Source organism: Rhizobium jaguaris, assembly GCF_003627755.1.
Taxonomy (GTDB): Bacteria; Pseudomonadota; Alphaproteobacteria; order Rhizobiales; family Rhizobiaceae; genus Rhizobium; species Rhizobium jaguaris.
This window is the reverse complement of record NZ_CP032695.1, coordinates 2,333,391-2,347,616: the sequence shown is the minus strand read 5'-3', so window position 1 is coordinate 2,347,616 and position 14,226 is coordinate 2,333,391. Positions and strand designations below refer to the sequence as shown.

Annotated in this window: 11 protein-coding genes; 8 read left to right on the top strand and 3 right to left on the bottom strand. The window is 60.0% G+C overall.

All coding sequences use genetic code 11. The features are described 5' to 3' along the window. Positions 1 to 44: 44 nt before the first annotated feature. The 3 genes from CCGE525_RS32995 to CCGE525_RS32985 form a co-directional block, all read right to left on the bottom strand. Entirely contained in the window at positions 45 to 773 is a 729-nt protein-coding gene (locus tag CCGE525_RS32995) for an esterase family protein (protein WP_120708370.1), read from the bottom strand. Continuing rightward, positions 770 to 1,729, bottom strand: a complete 960-nt coding sequence (locus CCGE525_RS32990; RefSeq protein WP_120708369.1) for an acetylxylan esterase — start codon at positions 1,727 to 1,729, stop codon at positions 770 to 772. The genes CCGE525_RS32995 and CCGE525_RS32990 overlap by 4 nt, the downstream gene beginning before the upstream one ends. A 170-nt stretch (positions 1,730 to 1,899) precedes the next feature. Continuing rightward, entirely contained in the window at positions 1,900 to 3,105 is a 1,206-nt protein-coding gene (locus tag CCGE525_RS32985; protein WP_120708368.1) for an ROK family transcriptional regulator, read from the bottom strand. A gap of 279 nt (positions 3,106 to 3,384) precedes the next feature. Here CCGE525_RS32985 and CCGE525_RS32980 point away from each other — a divergent pair, with 279 nt between their 5' ends. From CCGE525_RS32980 to groL, 8 genes are all read left to right on the top strand, one after another. Beyond that, entirely contained in the window at positions 3,385 to 4,656 is a 1,272-nt protein-coding gene (locus CCGE525_RS32980; RefSeq protein ID WP_120708367.1) for an ABC transporter substrate-binding protein, read from the top strand. A gap of 66 nt (positions 4,657 to 4,722) precedes the next feature. Further along, entirely contained in the window at positions 4,723 to 5,607 is an 885-nt protein-coding gene (locus tag CCGE525_RS32975; protein ID WP_120708366.1) for a carbohydrate ABC transporter permease, read from the top strand. After that, positions 5,607 to 6,458 (top strand): carbohydrate ABC transporter permease, encoded by an 852-nt coding sequence (locus tag CCGE525_RS32970; protein ID WP_120708365.1) that lies wholly within the window; start codon positions 5,607 to 5,609, stop codon positions 6,456 to 6,458. Before CCGE525_RS32975 ends, CCGE525_RS32970 begins: the two co-directional genes overlap by 1 nt. A gap of 67 nt (positions 6,459 to 6,525) precedes the next feature. Then, on the top strand, positions 6,526 to 7,674 hold the full coding sequence (locus CCGE525_RS32965) for an ABC transporter ATP-binding protein (protein WP_120708364.1): 1,149 nt from the start codon (positions 6,526 to 6,528) through the stop codon (positions 7,672 to 7,674). Further along, a complete protein-coding gene (locus tag CCGE525_RS32960; RefSeq protein WP_120708363.1) occupies positions 7,671 to 9,836 on the top strand; it encodes a beta-galactosidase in 2,166 nt (721 codons plus the stop codon). Before CCGE525_RS32965 ends, CCGE525_RS32960 begins: the two co-directional genes overlap by 4 nt. A 63-nt stretch (positions 9,837 to 9,899) precedes the next feature. Continuing rightward, positions 9,900 to 11,909, top strand: coding sequence for an aldo/keto reductase (locus CCGE525_RS32955; RefSeq protein WP_120708362.1), 2,010 nt, complete (start codon positions 9,900 to 9,902; stop codon positions 11,907 to 11,909). A 240-nt stretch (positions 11,910 to 12,149) separates the two neighbouring features. After that, positions 12,150 to 12,464, top strand: a complete 315-nt coding sequence (gene groES, locus CCGE525_RS32945; protein WP_120708360.1) for a co-chaperone GroES — start codon at positions 12,150 to 12,152, stop codon at positions 12,462 to 12,464. A gap of 32 nt (positions 12,465 to 12,496) precedes the next feature. After that, complete coding sequence (gene groL, locus CCGE525_RS32940) at positions 12,497 to 14,125, top strand: chaperonin GroEL (protein ID WP_120708359.1); 1,629 nt, start codon at positions 12,497 to 12,499, stop codon at positions 14,123 to 14,125. Positions 14,126 to 14,226: the final 101 nt, after the last annotated feature.

The window sequence follows — 14,226 nt, the reverse complement described above, 5'->3', positions numbered from 1 at the left end:
CTACGCTTTGGCCATTCTCCTGGCTTGGCCAGGATTGCTAACTGTCAAATATAGAGCGCCGCCATCTTGCGCCAGGCACCTGCCCGGTGGGCCCGCCCGCCCCAGACATGCAGCTGATGGCTAACCTGCTTATCGACGAGAAGCCGGCTCAGGTGGCGGTTGTTGTCGAGGAAGGGATCGGCGTCCCCGATGGTGAGGACGATGTCGACCTGGCGCAGCCTTTCAAGCTGCCATTCGCTGACAAGCCCTGGAAGGAAGTGTGTCGGCGTGTGGAAATAGACATTGTCGTCGTAGTAGCCCTCGAACAGGTCGCCAAAAGATTCGACCTTTATCGTCAGATCGTAGCGGCCGGAAAAGGCGACGAGCTTGCGAAAGAGGTGAGGGTGGCGAAAGACGAGGCTGGCCGCCTGGAAAGCACCGAGGCTGCAGCCATGCACGATGGTGCATTCATGAGGGTTTTTCTGGGCCATCAGCGGCAGAACTTCGTTCAGAATATATTCTTCGAAGGCGGTGTGCCGGCGAATACGGTCGGCTGGATGGTGGTGGGATCCGTAAAAAGTTTCGGTGGCCAGGCCCTCGATACAGTAGAGCTGAAGATGGCCGGCTCGCAATTTGTCGGCAAGGCTGGCGACGATACCAAGCTGCTCATACTCCCAAAAGCGCCCGTCCCGCGTCGGAAACATCAATACCTTGGCGCCGGCATGGCCGAACACCAAAAGTTCCATGTCTCGATGCAGGCGCTGGCTGTACCAGCGCAGGTATTCTCGGTTCATGGCACCTTGAAAAATCGTCGGACTTTTTCATGAAGGAGCGCATTTTGCTCGCTGCTGCCAACATAGTCGAAATGGCCGGCATCGAGGATGAAGATTTCGTTAAATTTTGCCAACGAATTCGCGACAGCGAATTGGCAGGGCGGTGCTACTGCCGGATCGAAGAGGGCCGAAGCGACCAGCATCGGTACCTTGATGCGAGCAGCCGCGTTCGCCGCATCGAACAGGCGCAGGGTCTCCAGCACGCTTCCGTGCTTTTTCTGATAGGCCTGGACGGAATCGGCGCTGCCCACGGTTGGCAAGGTCAGCCACAGCGGCCGGTGCCCGAAGGTCGGTACGACGAGATGCCCGCGATCGATCCGCCGATCGAACGGGATCGCCAGCGCTCCGATACCGCCGCCGAAGCTGATGCCGCTATAGCCGATATGCCCCGCAAGCCAGGGATAAAGGGCAATAAGCGTCGTGACGGCGATCCATAGATCGTCGACGCAGCCGCCGATGATATAGGAAGCGGGTTTTTCGATGCCGTAAAGGACGTGGCCACCAGCATCGGCCGGTATCGGCGGACAGGCGCTGAGCGACAGCCCGCGGAAGCATGGAAACAGTATGGCTGTCTCCTCCACTGGCAGATCGAAGTCGGGCAAATCCCGCCCGCCATAGCCATGCCCGACGACGAGGCCGCGTCGCACCTCCTGATCGCGGGGAAGAAGCAGCCAGCCGCCGATCTGAAACGCGCCGGTCGATATGTAGGTCACGTCGAGAACATGCCAGTTGGGATTTTCGATTTTGCTGCGGCGGAGTTTCGGCTGTGGGTCGACCGCTATCGCGTGCCGATACCGTTCGGCCCAAAAATCGTCGAAGCCCGGGGGTGCCTCGGGCGGCGCGATCGCCAGGAGCTGCTCAAGCTTCATGCCATAGGTTGGATCGAAGGCGAAGGGGTGTGTCGTTGGAACGCTCATAGGACGCTTGTCTCGTGAAAGGATTGGCGGCGCAAGACTTCAACGTCCGCAATGCGCGCAAAACCACGTCATCGCCCGGGCGGGCCGAAGGTCGAGCGACAGCGGCGGTCGGCTTGAACAGGAGGTTTGCGCGACAACGCCTCGCGTCTTTGAGGGTGAAACGCTGCTTTCTAGGCGACCGAAGTTTTGGCCAATCCCTCCGTGCTTCCCGTCGTGCCGCCTGATGTCTCGAAGTCGAAGAATTTCTGCGTGACGAGTGCCGCTGCTCCCCTTGCCCAGGAATTGTCCTCCCAATCCGGAAGCAATGGAGGAGCGGGGCGAAAGGTGTGAATGGCCATGGTCGACCTCAGTGGCCCGAAAAGAGCATCCCCGAAGGACACGGCTTCACCGCCGACGACAATCACCTCGGGATCGGTGACGTTGACGAGATTTGCGAGTGCCTTTCCGATGCCGATGCCTGCTTCCTGAACAATGCTGGCGATCGCCGGTTCGTTCTCGTTCATGGCATCGAGCATCTCCGGCAGGCCATGGCTGCTATCGCGGTTGGTTCTTTCGCGCCAGGTGCGCAACATCGAGGGTTGCGAATAATAGGCCATGAGACAGCCACGCTTGCCGCATTCGCATAGACGGCCGTTTTCCTCGTGAACCACATGGCCGAATTTGCCGGCGGCACCATTGGCGCCGCGATAGAGCTTGCCTTCGATGATAAGGGCGCAACTGATGCCGACGCCAATCGCGAGCACCGCCATGTTGCGATGCTGCCGTCCCAGCCCGAAAAGCTGCTGGGCAATCGCATAGGCATTCGTGTCGTCTTCGAGCCAAACGGGCACCTTGACCTTCTGTGCCAGCATGGAGGCGAGAGGGACATTGTCCCAGTTATATCGATGGCTACGCACACAGGTGGCTTGTTCATTGTCGATGACGCCGGGCATCGAAATGCCGATGCCGGCAAGCCGCGCATTCGGCCGGCCGGCCGATTTGAGAAGCGAAGGAACGGCCGCCGCAAGCGTCTTGATGACGTTTTCCGGATCATGATCGGCAAGGGTGAGCCGCAGCGATGCGAGCGGGCTGGTGGCAAGGTCGGTGACGACGCACTCCGCGGAGCCGACCATCAGCTTGAAACCGATTGCCAATCCGTTGGCGTAATTGATCTCGACCGGGATCGGCCGGCGGCCGGAAAGCCCGGCGACGGCTTTGCCTTCAGCGACATGGCCCTCCTCGATCAGATCCGCGATGACGAAAGTGACCGCCGCAGGGCTGAGGCCTGTAATCGTCGCGATTTCCGCACGGCTTTTCGGCCCCTCACGCCTCAGCAGGTTGAGGATAAGCCGCCGGTTCATGGCGCGCGATGTGCTTTGGTCACCTTTCAGCTTCACGAATTCTCTTTCTTAATTTTGTAAATTAATTATTGCGTCCGTATCGAACATATGCATAACTTCCCCTGCCGATCAACATCCGGCTCGTGCGGAAGCGCGAAGAAGTCAGTCAACAGGAACATTGGTTTTTCGAACTCTGCGATCCGGGCAGCGCGCATGCGCTACCGCGGCAGGTTTATTGCGGCCAAGTACCCGGCGCTGAACGGAAACGCTTGGAGGGTGTTCCGTTCGGCTCCCTGACGGAGGATGGCAGTCAGTGTCACAAAGGGAGGAGTTCTCATGACTTTCGATTTGCTTGGAAGGCCATCAAGCCGGCGTAGTTTTCTGAAGGGCGCAGGGGTGGTTTCCGCCACCGCCTTGGCGGGCCTGCCGATGCCGGCTATTGCGCAGGCGCAGGACATCAACATCATTTCGGACGAGAGCAATGCCGATGCGCTCGCGGTCCTGCGCAAGATTGCCGATGATTTCGGTAAGCAGGCCGGCGTCAAGGTTGTGGTCAACAATATGGACCACGAGGCGCACAAGACAGCGATCCGCAATTATCTTGTCGCCGGCGCACCGGACGTCTGCTTCTGGTTTTCCGGAAACCGCATGCGCGCCTTCGTCAAGCGCGGCCTTTTCGACGATATTTCCGATCTCTTCGAGAAAGAAAAATACAAGGATGTGCTGGGTGCAGCGACAGGCGCCGTCACCGTCGACGGCAAGCAATACGGCCTGCCGACGGGCGGAACGCTGTGGGGCATGTTCTATCGCAAGGATGTCTTCAGCCAGCTCGGCACGTCGGTGCCGGCAAGCTGGGATGATTTCCTGGCCTTCGGCGCCAAATGCAAGAGCGCCAACCTGACGCCAGTTGCCATGGGCACCAAAGAATTGTGGCCTGCCGCCGGCTGGTTCGACCAGATGAATCTGCGCATCAACGGCCTCGACAAGCATATGGCGCTGATGAACGGCGAGATGAGCTATCTCGATCCGGCGCTCAAACCGGTCTTCGACCAATGGGAAACTTTGCTCAAGCAGGACTTTTTCACGCCGAACAATACGTCCTTCGGCTGGCAGGAAGCGGGCGCGCTTCTAGCGCAGAAGAAAGCGGGCATGATGAATCTCGGCGCCTTCGTCCGCTATGTCTTCCCGAAAGAAGAACTCGACCAGCTCGCTTTCGCACCATTCCCCACCATAGATCCGAAGGTCGGCCGTTTCGAGGAGTTCTCACTGAATTCGGTTCATATTCCGACGAACGCGAAGAACAAGCAGGGCGCCCGCGAGTTCCTGGCTTATTTCTACCGTCCGGAAAATCTCGGCCCCTATCTGGAGCCAGGCGGCAACGTTCCGCCGCGCAACGATCTGCCGCCGAGCAAGGATCCTCTGGTGAACGCGGCCGTCGAAGCGCTGAAGACGGTCAAGGGCACGTCGCAATATTACGACCGCGACAGTGACCCCGATATGGCGCAGGCCGGCCTCGTCGGCTTCCAGGAATTCATGGCGAAGCCCGAACGGCGCGATGTGATCCTGAAGCGGCTCGAGGGCACGCGCAAGCGCATCTACAAACTCTAAGTCTCCTCCCAGCGACCGAGAGGCGGGGCAGCCGCTCCGCCTCTCCAAACCGAAAGAGGATATAAAATGAAGACACCTTGGCGCCGCCATCGCTGGTGGCTCACCCCGACTTTGCTGATATTGCCGGCTGCCATACTCTTTTCCGTCGTGATCCTCTGGTCGGCAGTCGAGAGCCTGTGGATCAGCTTGCACGATTGGGATGGCTTCAGCCCGATGACCTGGATCGGTTTCGGCAACTATGTCGAGCTTTTCAACGATCCGCAGTTCTACGTCTCGCTGAGGAACAACGTCATCTGGCTGATCATGTTCATGGCCGCGCCGCCGCTGGGCTTGGCGATCGCCCTGCTGGTCAACCAGAAGATCCGCGGCATGCGGTTGATGAAATCGCTGTTCTTCATTCCGCTGGTACTAGCCTCGGTCGCCGTCGGTGTCGTCTTTACCTGGGTCTACACGCCGCAACTGGGGCTTCTCGCCCTGATCTTCGGTTTCTTCGGCGCGACAGCGCCGGCGGTGCTGTCAGACGAGCGTTTCGTGACGTTTGCGATCGTCATCGCCGCGCTTTGGCCGCAGATCGCTTTCTGCATGGTGCTCTACCTTGCCGGCCTCAACAATCTCAGCGAGGAACTGATCGGTGCCGGCCGGGTGGACGGGGCCAGAGGCTGGAACATGCTGCGCCATATCGTTCTGCCGCAGCTGACACAAGTCACCTTCATCGCCATTGCCGTCACTGTCGTAGGGGCGCTTCGATCCTTCGACATGGTGTCGGTCATGACCCAGGGCGGGCCGTTCGGCTCTTCGGAAGTGCTGGCCTACCAGATGTTCGAACAGTCGATCTTCTCCTACCGCTTCGGTTACGGCGCAGCGATCGCCTCAGTTCTGTTCGTGATCATGGCGGTCTTCATCGTCTGGTACCTCACACGCATCATCCGCATCGAAGAAAGAGGGGCCTGATGTATCCGCGCCCGATCCCCGAAGATGCCATTTGGCAGCGCCGATTTTATTTCATTGCCGTTCTTGCCATCCTGATCCTCTGGCTGTGCCCGCTCTTCGCCGTCATCCTCACCTCGTTCCGTTCGACGCAGGATGTGATGGGCGGCAATCTCTGGGGATGGCCGACGCAGTTCGGCTTGGTCGAGAATTACACGTCGGTCTTCACCCAGACGCCGATGGCGCGATATTTCCTGAACAGCCTGACGATCACCATACCCGCCGTGATGGGCGTGTTGACCTTAAGCACGCTCGCCGGCTTTGTGTTGGCGCGCTACCGGTTTCGCGGCAACATGCTGGTTTTCGCGCTCTTCGTCGGCGGCAATTTCCTGCCCTATCAGATCATGATGATACCGGTGCGCGACCTGATGGTGCGGATCGGTCTCTATGACACGACGGGCGCGCTGATCATTTTCCACATCGCCTTCCAGACGGGCTTTGCGACGCTGTTCATGCGCAACTTCATCGCCGCTCTACCGGATGAATTGTTCCAGGCGGCGAGGGCGGAGGGCGCTTCGCCGTTCCAGACGCTCGTTCACGTGGTGATCCCCCTGGTTCGACCAGCACTGGCCGCACTCGCCATCCTGATCTTCACCTTTGTCTGGAACGATTATTTCTGGGCTGTGGTGCTGACGGTGAGCGACACCGTCAAGCCGGTCACCGCCGGTCTTGCCAATCTGCGCGGCGAATGGGTCTCCGCCTGGAATCTGATCTCCGCCGGCACGATCGTCGTCGCGGTGCCGCCCGTCGTCATGTTCTTCCTGATGCAGCGGCATTTCATCGCCGGGCTCACCATGGGGGCGGTGAAGGGGTGATGATCTTGTCCGATGCGTTCGCCGTTCCCGCCCCTTGTGCCAATCCTTCTTCTGCGAGCCTAGAACTATGACCAGTCTCGAACTTCGACACGTCAACAAGAACTATGGCGCCTATCACGCGCTGCGCGGCATCGATCTTTCCGTCGAGCAGGGCGAGTTCATCGTCATGGTCGGCCCTTCCGGTTGCGGCAAGTCCACTCTTCTGAAATCGATCGCCGGTCTGGAAACGATCTCCTCGGGGCAGATCCTTATCAATGGCCGCGATGTCAGCAAGGCGGAGCCCGGTGACCGCGGCATTGCCATGGTGTTCCAATCCTATGCGCTCTATCCGCATATGACCGTCGCCGAGAACATGGGCTTCGGCCTGCGCATGGCCAAGCACCCCAAGACGGAGATCGACGCGGCGGTGGCACGCGCCGCCAAGATTCTCAGGATAACTGATCAGCTCGATAAGCGGCCGAAGCAGCTTTCGGGCGGTCAGCGCCAACGCGTCGCGATCGGTCGGGCGATCACGCGCTCGCCCGACGTCTTCCTGTTCGACGAACCGCTATCGAATCTCGATGCGGCGCTTCGCACGCAGATGCGCGTCGAGCTGAGCGGCCTGCATGCCGAACTCGGCGCGACAATGGTCTACGTGACGCACGACCAGATCGAGGCCATGACGATGGCGAGCCGGATCGTGGTTCTCAATCGTGGCATCATCGAGCAGGTCGGCTCGCCGCTGGAACTCTATCGCAACCCGGACAATCTTTTCGTTGCCGGTTTTCTCGGCGCACCGCGGATGAATTTCTTCCCCGTGACCGTCGATGATGTCTCGGGAAACAAAGCGACGGTCTCCGCCGCTGGCCTCGCGCCGATCGCGGTGGAACTGGCAGCTGGTGCTTCGGTGCAGAAGGGAACGACGCTGACCCTCGGCGTCCGTCCGGAAAGCATCGCCGTCCAGGAGGACGCTGTCTCTGCCGGCGCCACGATTTCCGGCCGCGTCCGCCTGGTCGAGCATCTCGGACGAGAGACCATCCTTTATGTCGACGCCGGAGCGCTGCAATGCGTCAGCTCCGAAAGCGGTACCGGCAACATCACCGTGCAGGTCGGCCATGTCGTTGGCGTTGATGCTGAGGCGCCGATCAGCCTTCGCATCGATCCGCGCGAAGTCTACCTGTTTTCCGCCAATGACGAGCGGACCATCACGGTCCGCAAGCCGATCCTCGACAAATGATCCTTCAGGAGCCCGATACCGTGTCAGTTAGCAGCAGTACCAAGGACCTTTCCGTGTGGCGTACCATCAAGACCGACAGATTTCTGGTCGGCGTGCCGCACTATCCGGAACATGTCGATGAAAGCTATTGGGAACGCGACGCCAAGCGCATGGTGGAGGCCGGCTTCAATGTCGTCCGTCTCGGCGAGTTCGCTTGGCATCTGTTCGAGCCCACGCTGGGTACGTTCGATTTCGATCTCTTCGATCGCGCCATCGCGGTCCTTGGTCGTCATGGCCTCAGCACCATCATGTGCACGCCGACCGCAACGCCGCCTCGCTGGCTAACGGCGGCTCATCCGGAAATCCTGCGCGTCGACGGCAATGGCCGGAAGATGAGCCACGGTTCGCGCCAGCATGCCGATACCGTGAGCCCGGTTTTTCGTGAGCACAGCAAGCGCATCACCAGGGCGATGGCCGAGCATTATCGCGATAATCCCTATGTTGTCGGCTGGCAGACCGACAATGAGCTCAACACCAGCATGCCGGAATCCTTTTCGCCGTCGACGCTGAAGGAATTCCAGGCGTATCTTGCGGACAAGTACGGCACGATCGACAAGCTCAATTTTGCCTGGGGCGGCGATTTCTGGGCGACGGCCTATGATGATTTCAGTCAACTGGTGCTTCCCCTGGATTTCGCGCCGACCTTCCCAAGTCCGGGGCATCTGCAGGACTACCACCGCTTCCTGGCCTTCGCGACGGCGCGTTTCCAGCACGATCAGGTGGAGATTCTGCGGGCGACCAAGGCCGATTGGTTCATCTTCCACAATCTCGGCGGCCTGCGCGATATCGACTTTCGTGGTCAGTTCTCTACTGATCTCGATTTCGTCGGATACGATATCTACCCGATGCTCTATGACGAGTTTCAGCGCATCGGCAACCACGCCAAGGTGCAGGCGCTGCATCTCGATATCTGCCGCGGTTTTTCGGGCAACTATATCGTTCCGGAACAGCAATCCGGCTTCGGCAGCCAGCCGGGCTTCTGCACGCTGACGCCGGAGCCCGGCGAGATGCGGCGCATGGCGATGTCCTCCGTTGCGCGCGGTGCCGATGGTTTGATGTTCTTCCGTTGGCGGCCGGCGCATTTCGGCGCGGAAATCTATTGGATGGGCGTTATCGATCACGACGACGTGCCTCGCCATCGCTATGACGAGGCAAAGCGTTTCGCCACCGAGATGACGATGCTCAAGGACAAGATCCTCGGCACCTACGTCCGTATGGATGTCGGCATCGCCGGTGCCGATTTCGACAATCAGGAGGCGCACAAGACCTACTCGATCGGCCTGCCGAGCCCGCAGGACGACGCGGTGTTGCTGCATCAATATTGCTACGACCGCGGCATTGCCTGCGGCTTCATCCATCCGGAAGACGATCTTTCGCGATTGAAACTGCTTTATGTTCCCCATTGGGTGATGTGGAAGGATGGCTGGACAGAACGGCTGGAGGCCTTTGCCCGCGACGGCGGCACGGTGATCATCGGCGCCCGCACCGGCACGCGTGATGAAAACAACCACGTCATCCGCGAGACCGCGCCCGGTTCGTCACTCTCGCGGTTGACCGGCGTCAAGGTCGAGGATTTTGGCCGGCTTACGGCGCCGGGCGCCAACGGCCTTTTCGATGTCATGTCCCGCTCCGGCGGATTGGTCATACCCCCCAACCGCCCGGCTGAATCTCATCGCCGCGTTCGCCGTTTCACCATCGGCAATCGCGAGCTCGAGGCCGCACATTTCTATGAGAACCTGGTGATTGCCGATGATGTCGAGGTGGTGGCGACCTGGTCGAACCGTTATGCCGAAGGGGTACCGATGGCGACCTCGCGCAATGTCGGCAAGGGCAGGGTTCTCTATCTCGGCACCTATCTGACGCCAGACCTGACGGCTGCAGCGGCCGACCGCACCTTTGCGGATGCAGGGGTTGAGCCGTTGATCGCCGATCTGCCGGGCGGTGTCGAAGTGACGATGCGCCAGAACGACGAACGGCGTCTCCTTTTCATCCAGAACTACGTCGATCAGCGCGCCGAACTGACCGGCGTGCCGGCCGGTGTCAATCTTCTTGACGGCGGCAAGCCGGTGTTGGGCGCTCTGTCGCTCGAAGCCTATGGCTGCGCGATCGTCGAGTTGAGCTGACACGAGTTTTGTGGCGCCCGATCTGTTGCCAGGGCGCCATTCAAATCAAAAGGACATATCATCATGACGAATACGGATAGAATACGCTGGGGCATCCTCGGCCCCGGCCGGATCGCCGCTGACTTCTTCGCAGGCGTGGCGCAGTCCGAGACCGGTCGTGTCGAGGCAATCGGCACGCGCAATCCCGATAAACCGGGTCTTGCCGAGAATTTTCCGGGGGCACGCATCGTCCATGGCTACGATGCCTTGCTCGCGGATCCCGCGATCGATGCCGTTTATATTGCTACACCGCATCCGAGCCACGCCGAATGGGCGATCAAAGCGGCAGAGCATGGCAAGCACGTACTTTGTGAAAAGCCGATGGGCCTTTCGGCCGCAGAGGCCGAAGCGATGCAGGAAGCCGCACATCGGGCCGGCACATTTCTCGGCGAAGCCTATATGTATCGCCTGCATCCATTGACGTCGAAGCTGGTCGAGCTGCTAAAGGCGAGGGCAATCGGCGAGGTGCGCCTGATCAAATCCAGCTTCGGCTTCGCAAAGCTGCCGTGTGATGCCAGCCATCGGTTGTTTTCGAACGATCTTGCCGGCGGCGGCATTCTCGATGTCGGCGGCTACCCCGTGTCGATGGCGCGTTTGATTGCCGGGATCGATAGCGAAACGGGTGTGATCGAGCCCGACAAGGTTTTTGCGGTCGGCCATCTCGGTGAGACCGGGGTCGACGAATGGAGTGCGGCGGTGCTGCATTTCCCGAACGGCATCATCGCCGAGCTTTCCTGCTCGGTGTCGTTGGCACAGGACAATGTCCTACGCATTTTCGGTACGCAGGGGCGGATCGAGGTTGACCAATTCTGGTTTGCCGCCGGCAAGCAGGGCGGCACGGCCACGATCCGGCTTTTCGCGGCCGATGGCACGCGGCAGGACATCCCTGTCAATGAGCCACGCCATATCTACAGCTTCGAGGTTGACGCTGCGGGAGCTGCGATCCGCGCAGGCCGCAAAGACTTTGCCTATCCAGGCATGACGCGGGCGGATACGCTCGGCAATCTGCAGGTGATGGACAAATGGCGCGCCGCAATCGGCCTCGAATATGCTCTGGAGACGCCTGCTGTCCGCACACGGACCCTTCGCGGCGATCTGCTTGCGCGCCGGCAAGACCGTGTGGCGCGCGGAAGGATCGCCGGCCTATCGAAGGAGATGTCGAAGGCCGCGCTCGGCATGATGGAGTTTTCCACTTTTCCCGGCGCATCGATCGTTCTCGATGCTTTCTTCGAGGCCGGCGGAAACCTGATCGATTCCGCCTTTCAATATGGCGGTGGCACGCAGGATCGGCTGATCGGCGAATGGATGCAAAGCCGTGGCGTCCGTGAGCAGGTGGTCATCATAGAGAAGGGAGCGCATAGCCCGCTCTGCTATCCCGATGTCATCGGCAAGCAGCTGACCGTCAGTCTGGACCGGCTGAAGAGCGACTATGTCGATATCTATTTCATGCATCGCGACAACCCGGATATTCCGGTTGGCGAATTCGTCGACGCCATGGATGCCGAAGTCAGGGCAGGGCGTATTCGCGGCCCGGTCGGCGGTTCCAACTGGACGCGCGCGCGTATGGATGAAGCGATTGCCTACGCCGAACGCACCGGCAAGACGAGGCCAAGCGTACTCTCGAACAATTTCTCGCTCGCCGACATGGTTCAACCCGTTTGGGCCGGCTGCATCGCTTCGTCCGACGCCGAGTGGAAATCGTGGCTTGCGGACCGAAAGGTCACCAATTTCGCCTGGTCGAGCCAGGCGCGCGGCTTCTTCACCGACCGCGCGGGCCGTAGCAAATTCGGCGATCCGGAATTGGCCCGTGCATGGTATTCGGAGACGAACTTCGCGCGCAGAGATCGCGCCAAAGAATTGGGAAAACGGCTTGGAAAGGATCCGATCCAGGTCGCGCTCGCCTATGTGTTGCAGCAGCCCTGGCCGGTCATTCCGCTGATCGGTCCCCGTTCGCTGGCCGAGCTCAATCACAGCCTCGGCGCCTTTGACATTCAGCTTTCTCCCGAGGAGCTGCGCTGGCTGGAAAATGGTTAGAACAGCCCGCTTGCAGGCGGAAGCATTTGCGAAAGATCGAAGGATTGAACCGAATTTGCGGTTCTTTCGATCGCGTTGGCAGTCGGTGGCGCAGAGTGCCAAAATTTTCGCTCTTTCTCACTTGAAAACGCGCTAAACCAGATCAATTCTATCGAACGCTGGAGGACCTCGGCGCCCCGGACCGGTGATCTGGTCCGGGCATGGGAGCATCGATCATCATCGTCTGCCAAGGAGGAGAACATGACGTTCCGACCGCTTCACGATCGCATTCTCGTCCACCGCGTCGAGTCTGAGGAGAAAACCAAGGGCGGCATCATCATTCCGGACACCGCCAAGGAAAAGCCGCAGGAAGGCGAAATCGTGGCCGTCGGCCCCGGCGCACGCAATGAGGCCGGCCAGATCCAGCCGCTCGATGTGAAGACCGGCGATCGCATCCTGTTCGGTAAATGGTCCGGCACCGAGATCAAGATCAGTGGTGAAGATTTGCTGATCATGAAGGAGAGCGACGTTCTGGGCATCATCGAGACCCAGGCCGCAGACAAGAGAGCCGCTTGATCAAGACTTTGCTGCCTATGGAGGAGTAAAAAATGGCTGCCAAAGAAGTCAAATTCCACACCGATGCCCGTGATCGCATGCTGCAGGGGGTGGATATTCTCGCGAATGCGGTCAAGGTGACGTTGGGTCCCAAGGGCCGCAACGTCGTGATCGACAAGTCCTACGGCGCTCCGCGCATCACCAAGGACGGCGTTACCGTCGCCAAGGAAATCGAACTCGAAGACAAGTTCGAAAACATGGGCGCACAGATGTTGCGCGAAGTCGCCTCCAGGACCAGCGATATCGCAGGCGACGGCACCACGACTGCGACCGTTCTCGCCCAGGCCATCGTTCGCGAAGGCGCCAAGGCAGTTTCAGCCGGCATGAACCCGATGGACCTTAAGCGCGGTATCGACCTTGCCGTCGACGCGGTTGTCAGGGAACTGAAGACCAGGGCGCGCAAGATCTCCAACAATTCCGAAATCGTTCAGGTCGGTACCATCTCCGCCAATGGCGATCCGGAAATCGGGCACTTTCTCGCCGAAGCGATGGAGAAGGTTGGCAACGAAGGCGTCATCACGGTTGAAGAAGCCAAGACCGCCGAAACCGAACTCGAAGTCGTCGAAGGCATGCAGTTCGACCGCGGCTACCTCAGCCCTTATTTCGTGACCAACCCGGAAAAGATGCGGGCGGAGCTGGAAGAGCCTTATATCCTGGTCCACGAGAAGAAACTCTCGAACCTGCAGGCCATGCTGCCGGTTCTCGAAGCCGTCGTTCAGACTGGCAAGCCGCTCCTCATCATCGCTGAAGACGTCGAAGGCGAAGCTCTTGCAACGCTCGTCGTCAACAAGCTGCGTGGCGGCCTGAAGATCGCTGCCGTCAAGGCTCCGGGCTTCGGCGATCGCCGCAAGGCCATGTTGGAAGACATCGCCATCCTGACGGGCGGCACCGTCATCTCCGAAGACCTCGGCATCAAGCTCGAGTCCGTTACCCTCGACATGCTCGGCCGTTCCAAAAAGGTGGTGATCGAGAAGGAAACCACCACCATCATCGATGGTGCTGGCGCCAAGTCTGACATTGAAGGCCGTGTAGCTCAGATCAAGGCTCAGATCGAAGAAACCTCTTCCGACTATGACCGCGAAAAGCTGCAGGAACGTCTTGCCAAGCTCGCCGGCGGCGTTGCCGTCATCCGCGTTGGCGGCTCGACCGAGATCGAAGTCAAGGAAAAGAAGGACCGCGTCGACGATGCATTGCACGCAACCCGTGCCGCGGTCGAGGAAGGCATTCTGCCGGGTGGTGGCGTGGCGCTCCTTCGGGCGGTCAAATCGCTCGACGGACTCAAGACCGAAAATGACGACCAGCGTGTCGGTGTCGACATCGTCCGTCGGGCCATCGAAGCGCCCGTTCGCCAGATTGCCGAGAATTCGGGCGCCGAAGGCTCGGTCGTCGTCGGCAAGCTGCGCGAGAAGGCCGATTTCTCTTTCGGCTGGAATGCCCAGACCAGCGAATATGGCGATCTCTACGCCATGGGTGTGATCGACCCCGCCAAGGTCGTGCGCACAGCGCTGCAGGATGCTGCCTCCATCGCCGGGCTTCTGGTGACGACGGAAGCGATGATTGCCGAGAAGCCGAAGAGGGAGACCAGTCCGGCCTTACCTCCAGGCGCCGGCATGGACTTCTAGAGCTCCTGATGATGGCTCGTCCGGTTGGGCGGGCCATTGTCCGTGAGGACCGACGCGACAGTCGCATAACCATCACGCCGTCCGGAGCGTCTTACCTCGGC

Coding starts and splice junctions, on each gene's coding strand:
- groES (WP_120708360.1), top strand. CDS start 12,150: ATGACGTTCCGACCGCTTCACGATCGCATTCTCGTCCACCGCGTCGAG.
- CCGE525_RS32995 (WP_120708370.1), bottom strand. CDS start 773: ATGAACCGAGAATACCTGCGCTGGTACAGCCAGCGCCTGCATCGAGAC.
- CCGE525_RS32975 (WP_120708366.1), top strand. CDS start 4,723: ATGAAGACACCTTGGCGCCGCCATCGCTGGTGGCTCACCCCGACTTTG.
- CCGE525_RS32965 (WP_120708364.1), top strand. CDS start 6,526: ATGACCAGTCTCGAACTTCGACACGTCAACAAGAACTATGGCGCCTAT.
- CCGE525_RS32970 (WP_120708365.1), top strand. CDS start 5,607: ATGTATCCGCGCCCGATCCCCGAAGATGCCATTTGGCAGCGCCGATTT.
- CCGE525_RS32990 (WP_120708369.1), bottom strand. CDS start 1,729: ATGAGCGTTCCAACGACACACCCCTTCGCCTTCGATCCAACCTATGGC.
- CCGE525_RS32960 (WP_120708363.1), top strand. CDS start 7,671: ATGATCCTTCAGGAGCCCGATACCGTGTCAGTTAGCAGCAGTACCAAG.
- CCGE525_RS32980 (WP_120708367.1), top strand. CDS start 3,385: ATGACTTTCGATTTGCTTGGAAGGCCATCAAGCCGGCGTAGTTTTCTG.
- CCGE525_RS32955 (WP_120708362.1), top strand. CDS start 9,900: ATGACGAATACGGATAGAATACGCTGGGGCATCCTCGGCCCCGGCCGG.
- groL (WP_120708359.1), top strand. CDS start 12,497: ATGGCTGCCAAAGAAGTCAAATTCCACACCGATGCCCGTGATCGCATG.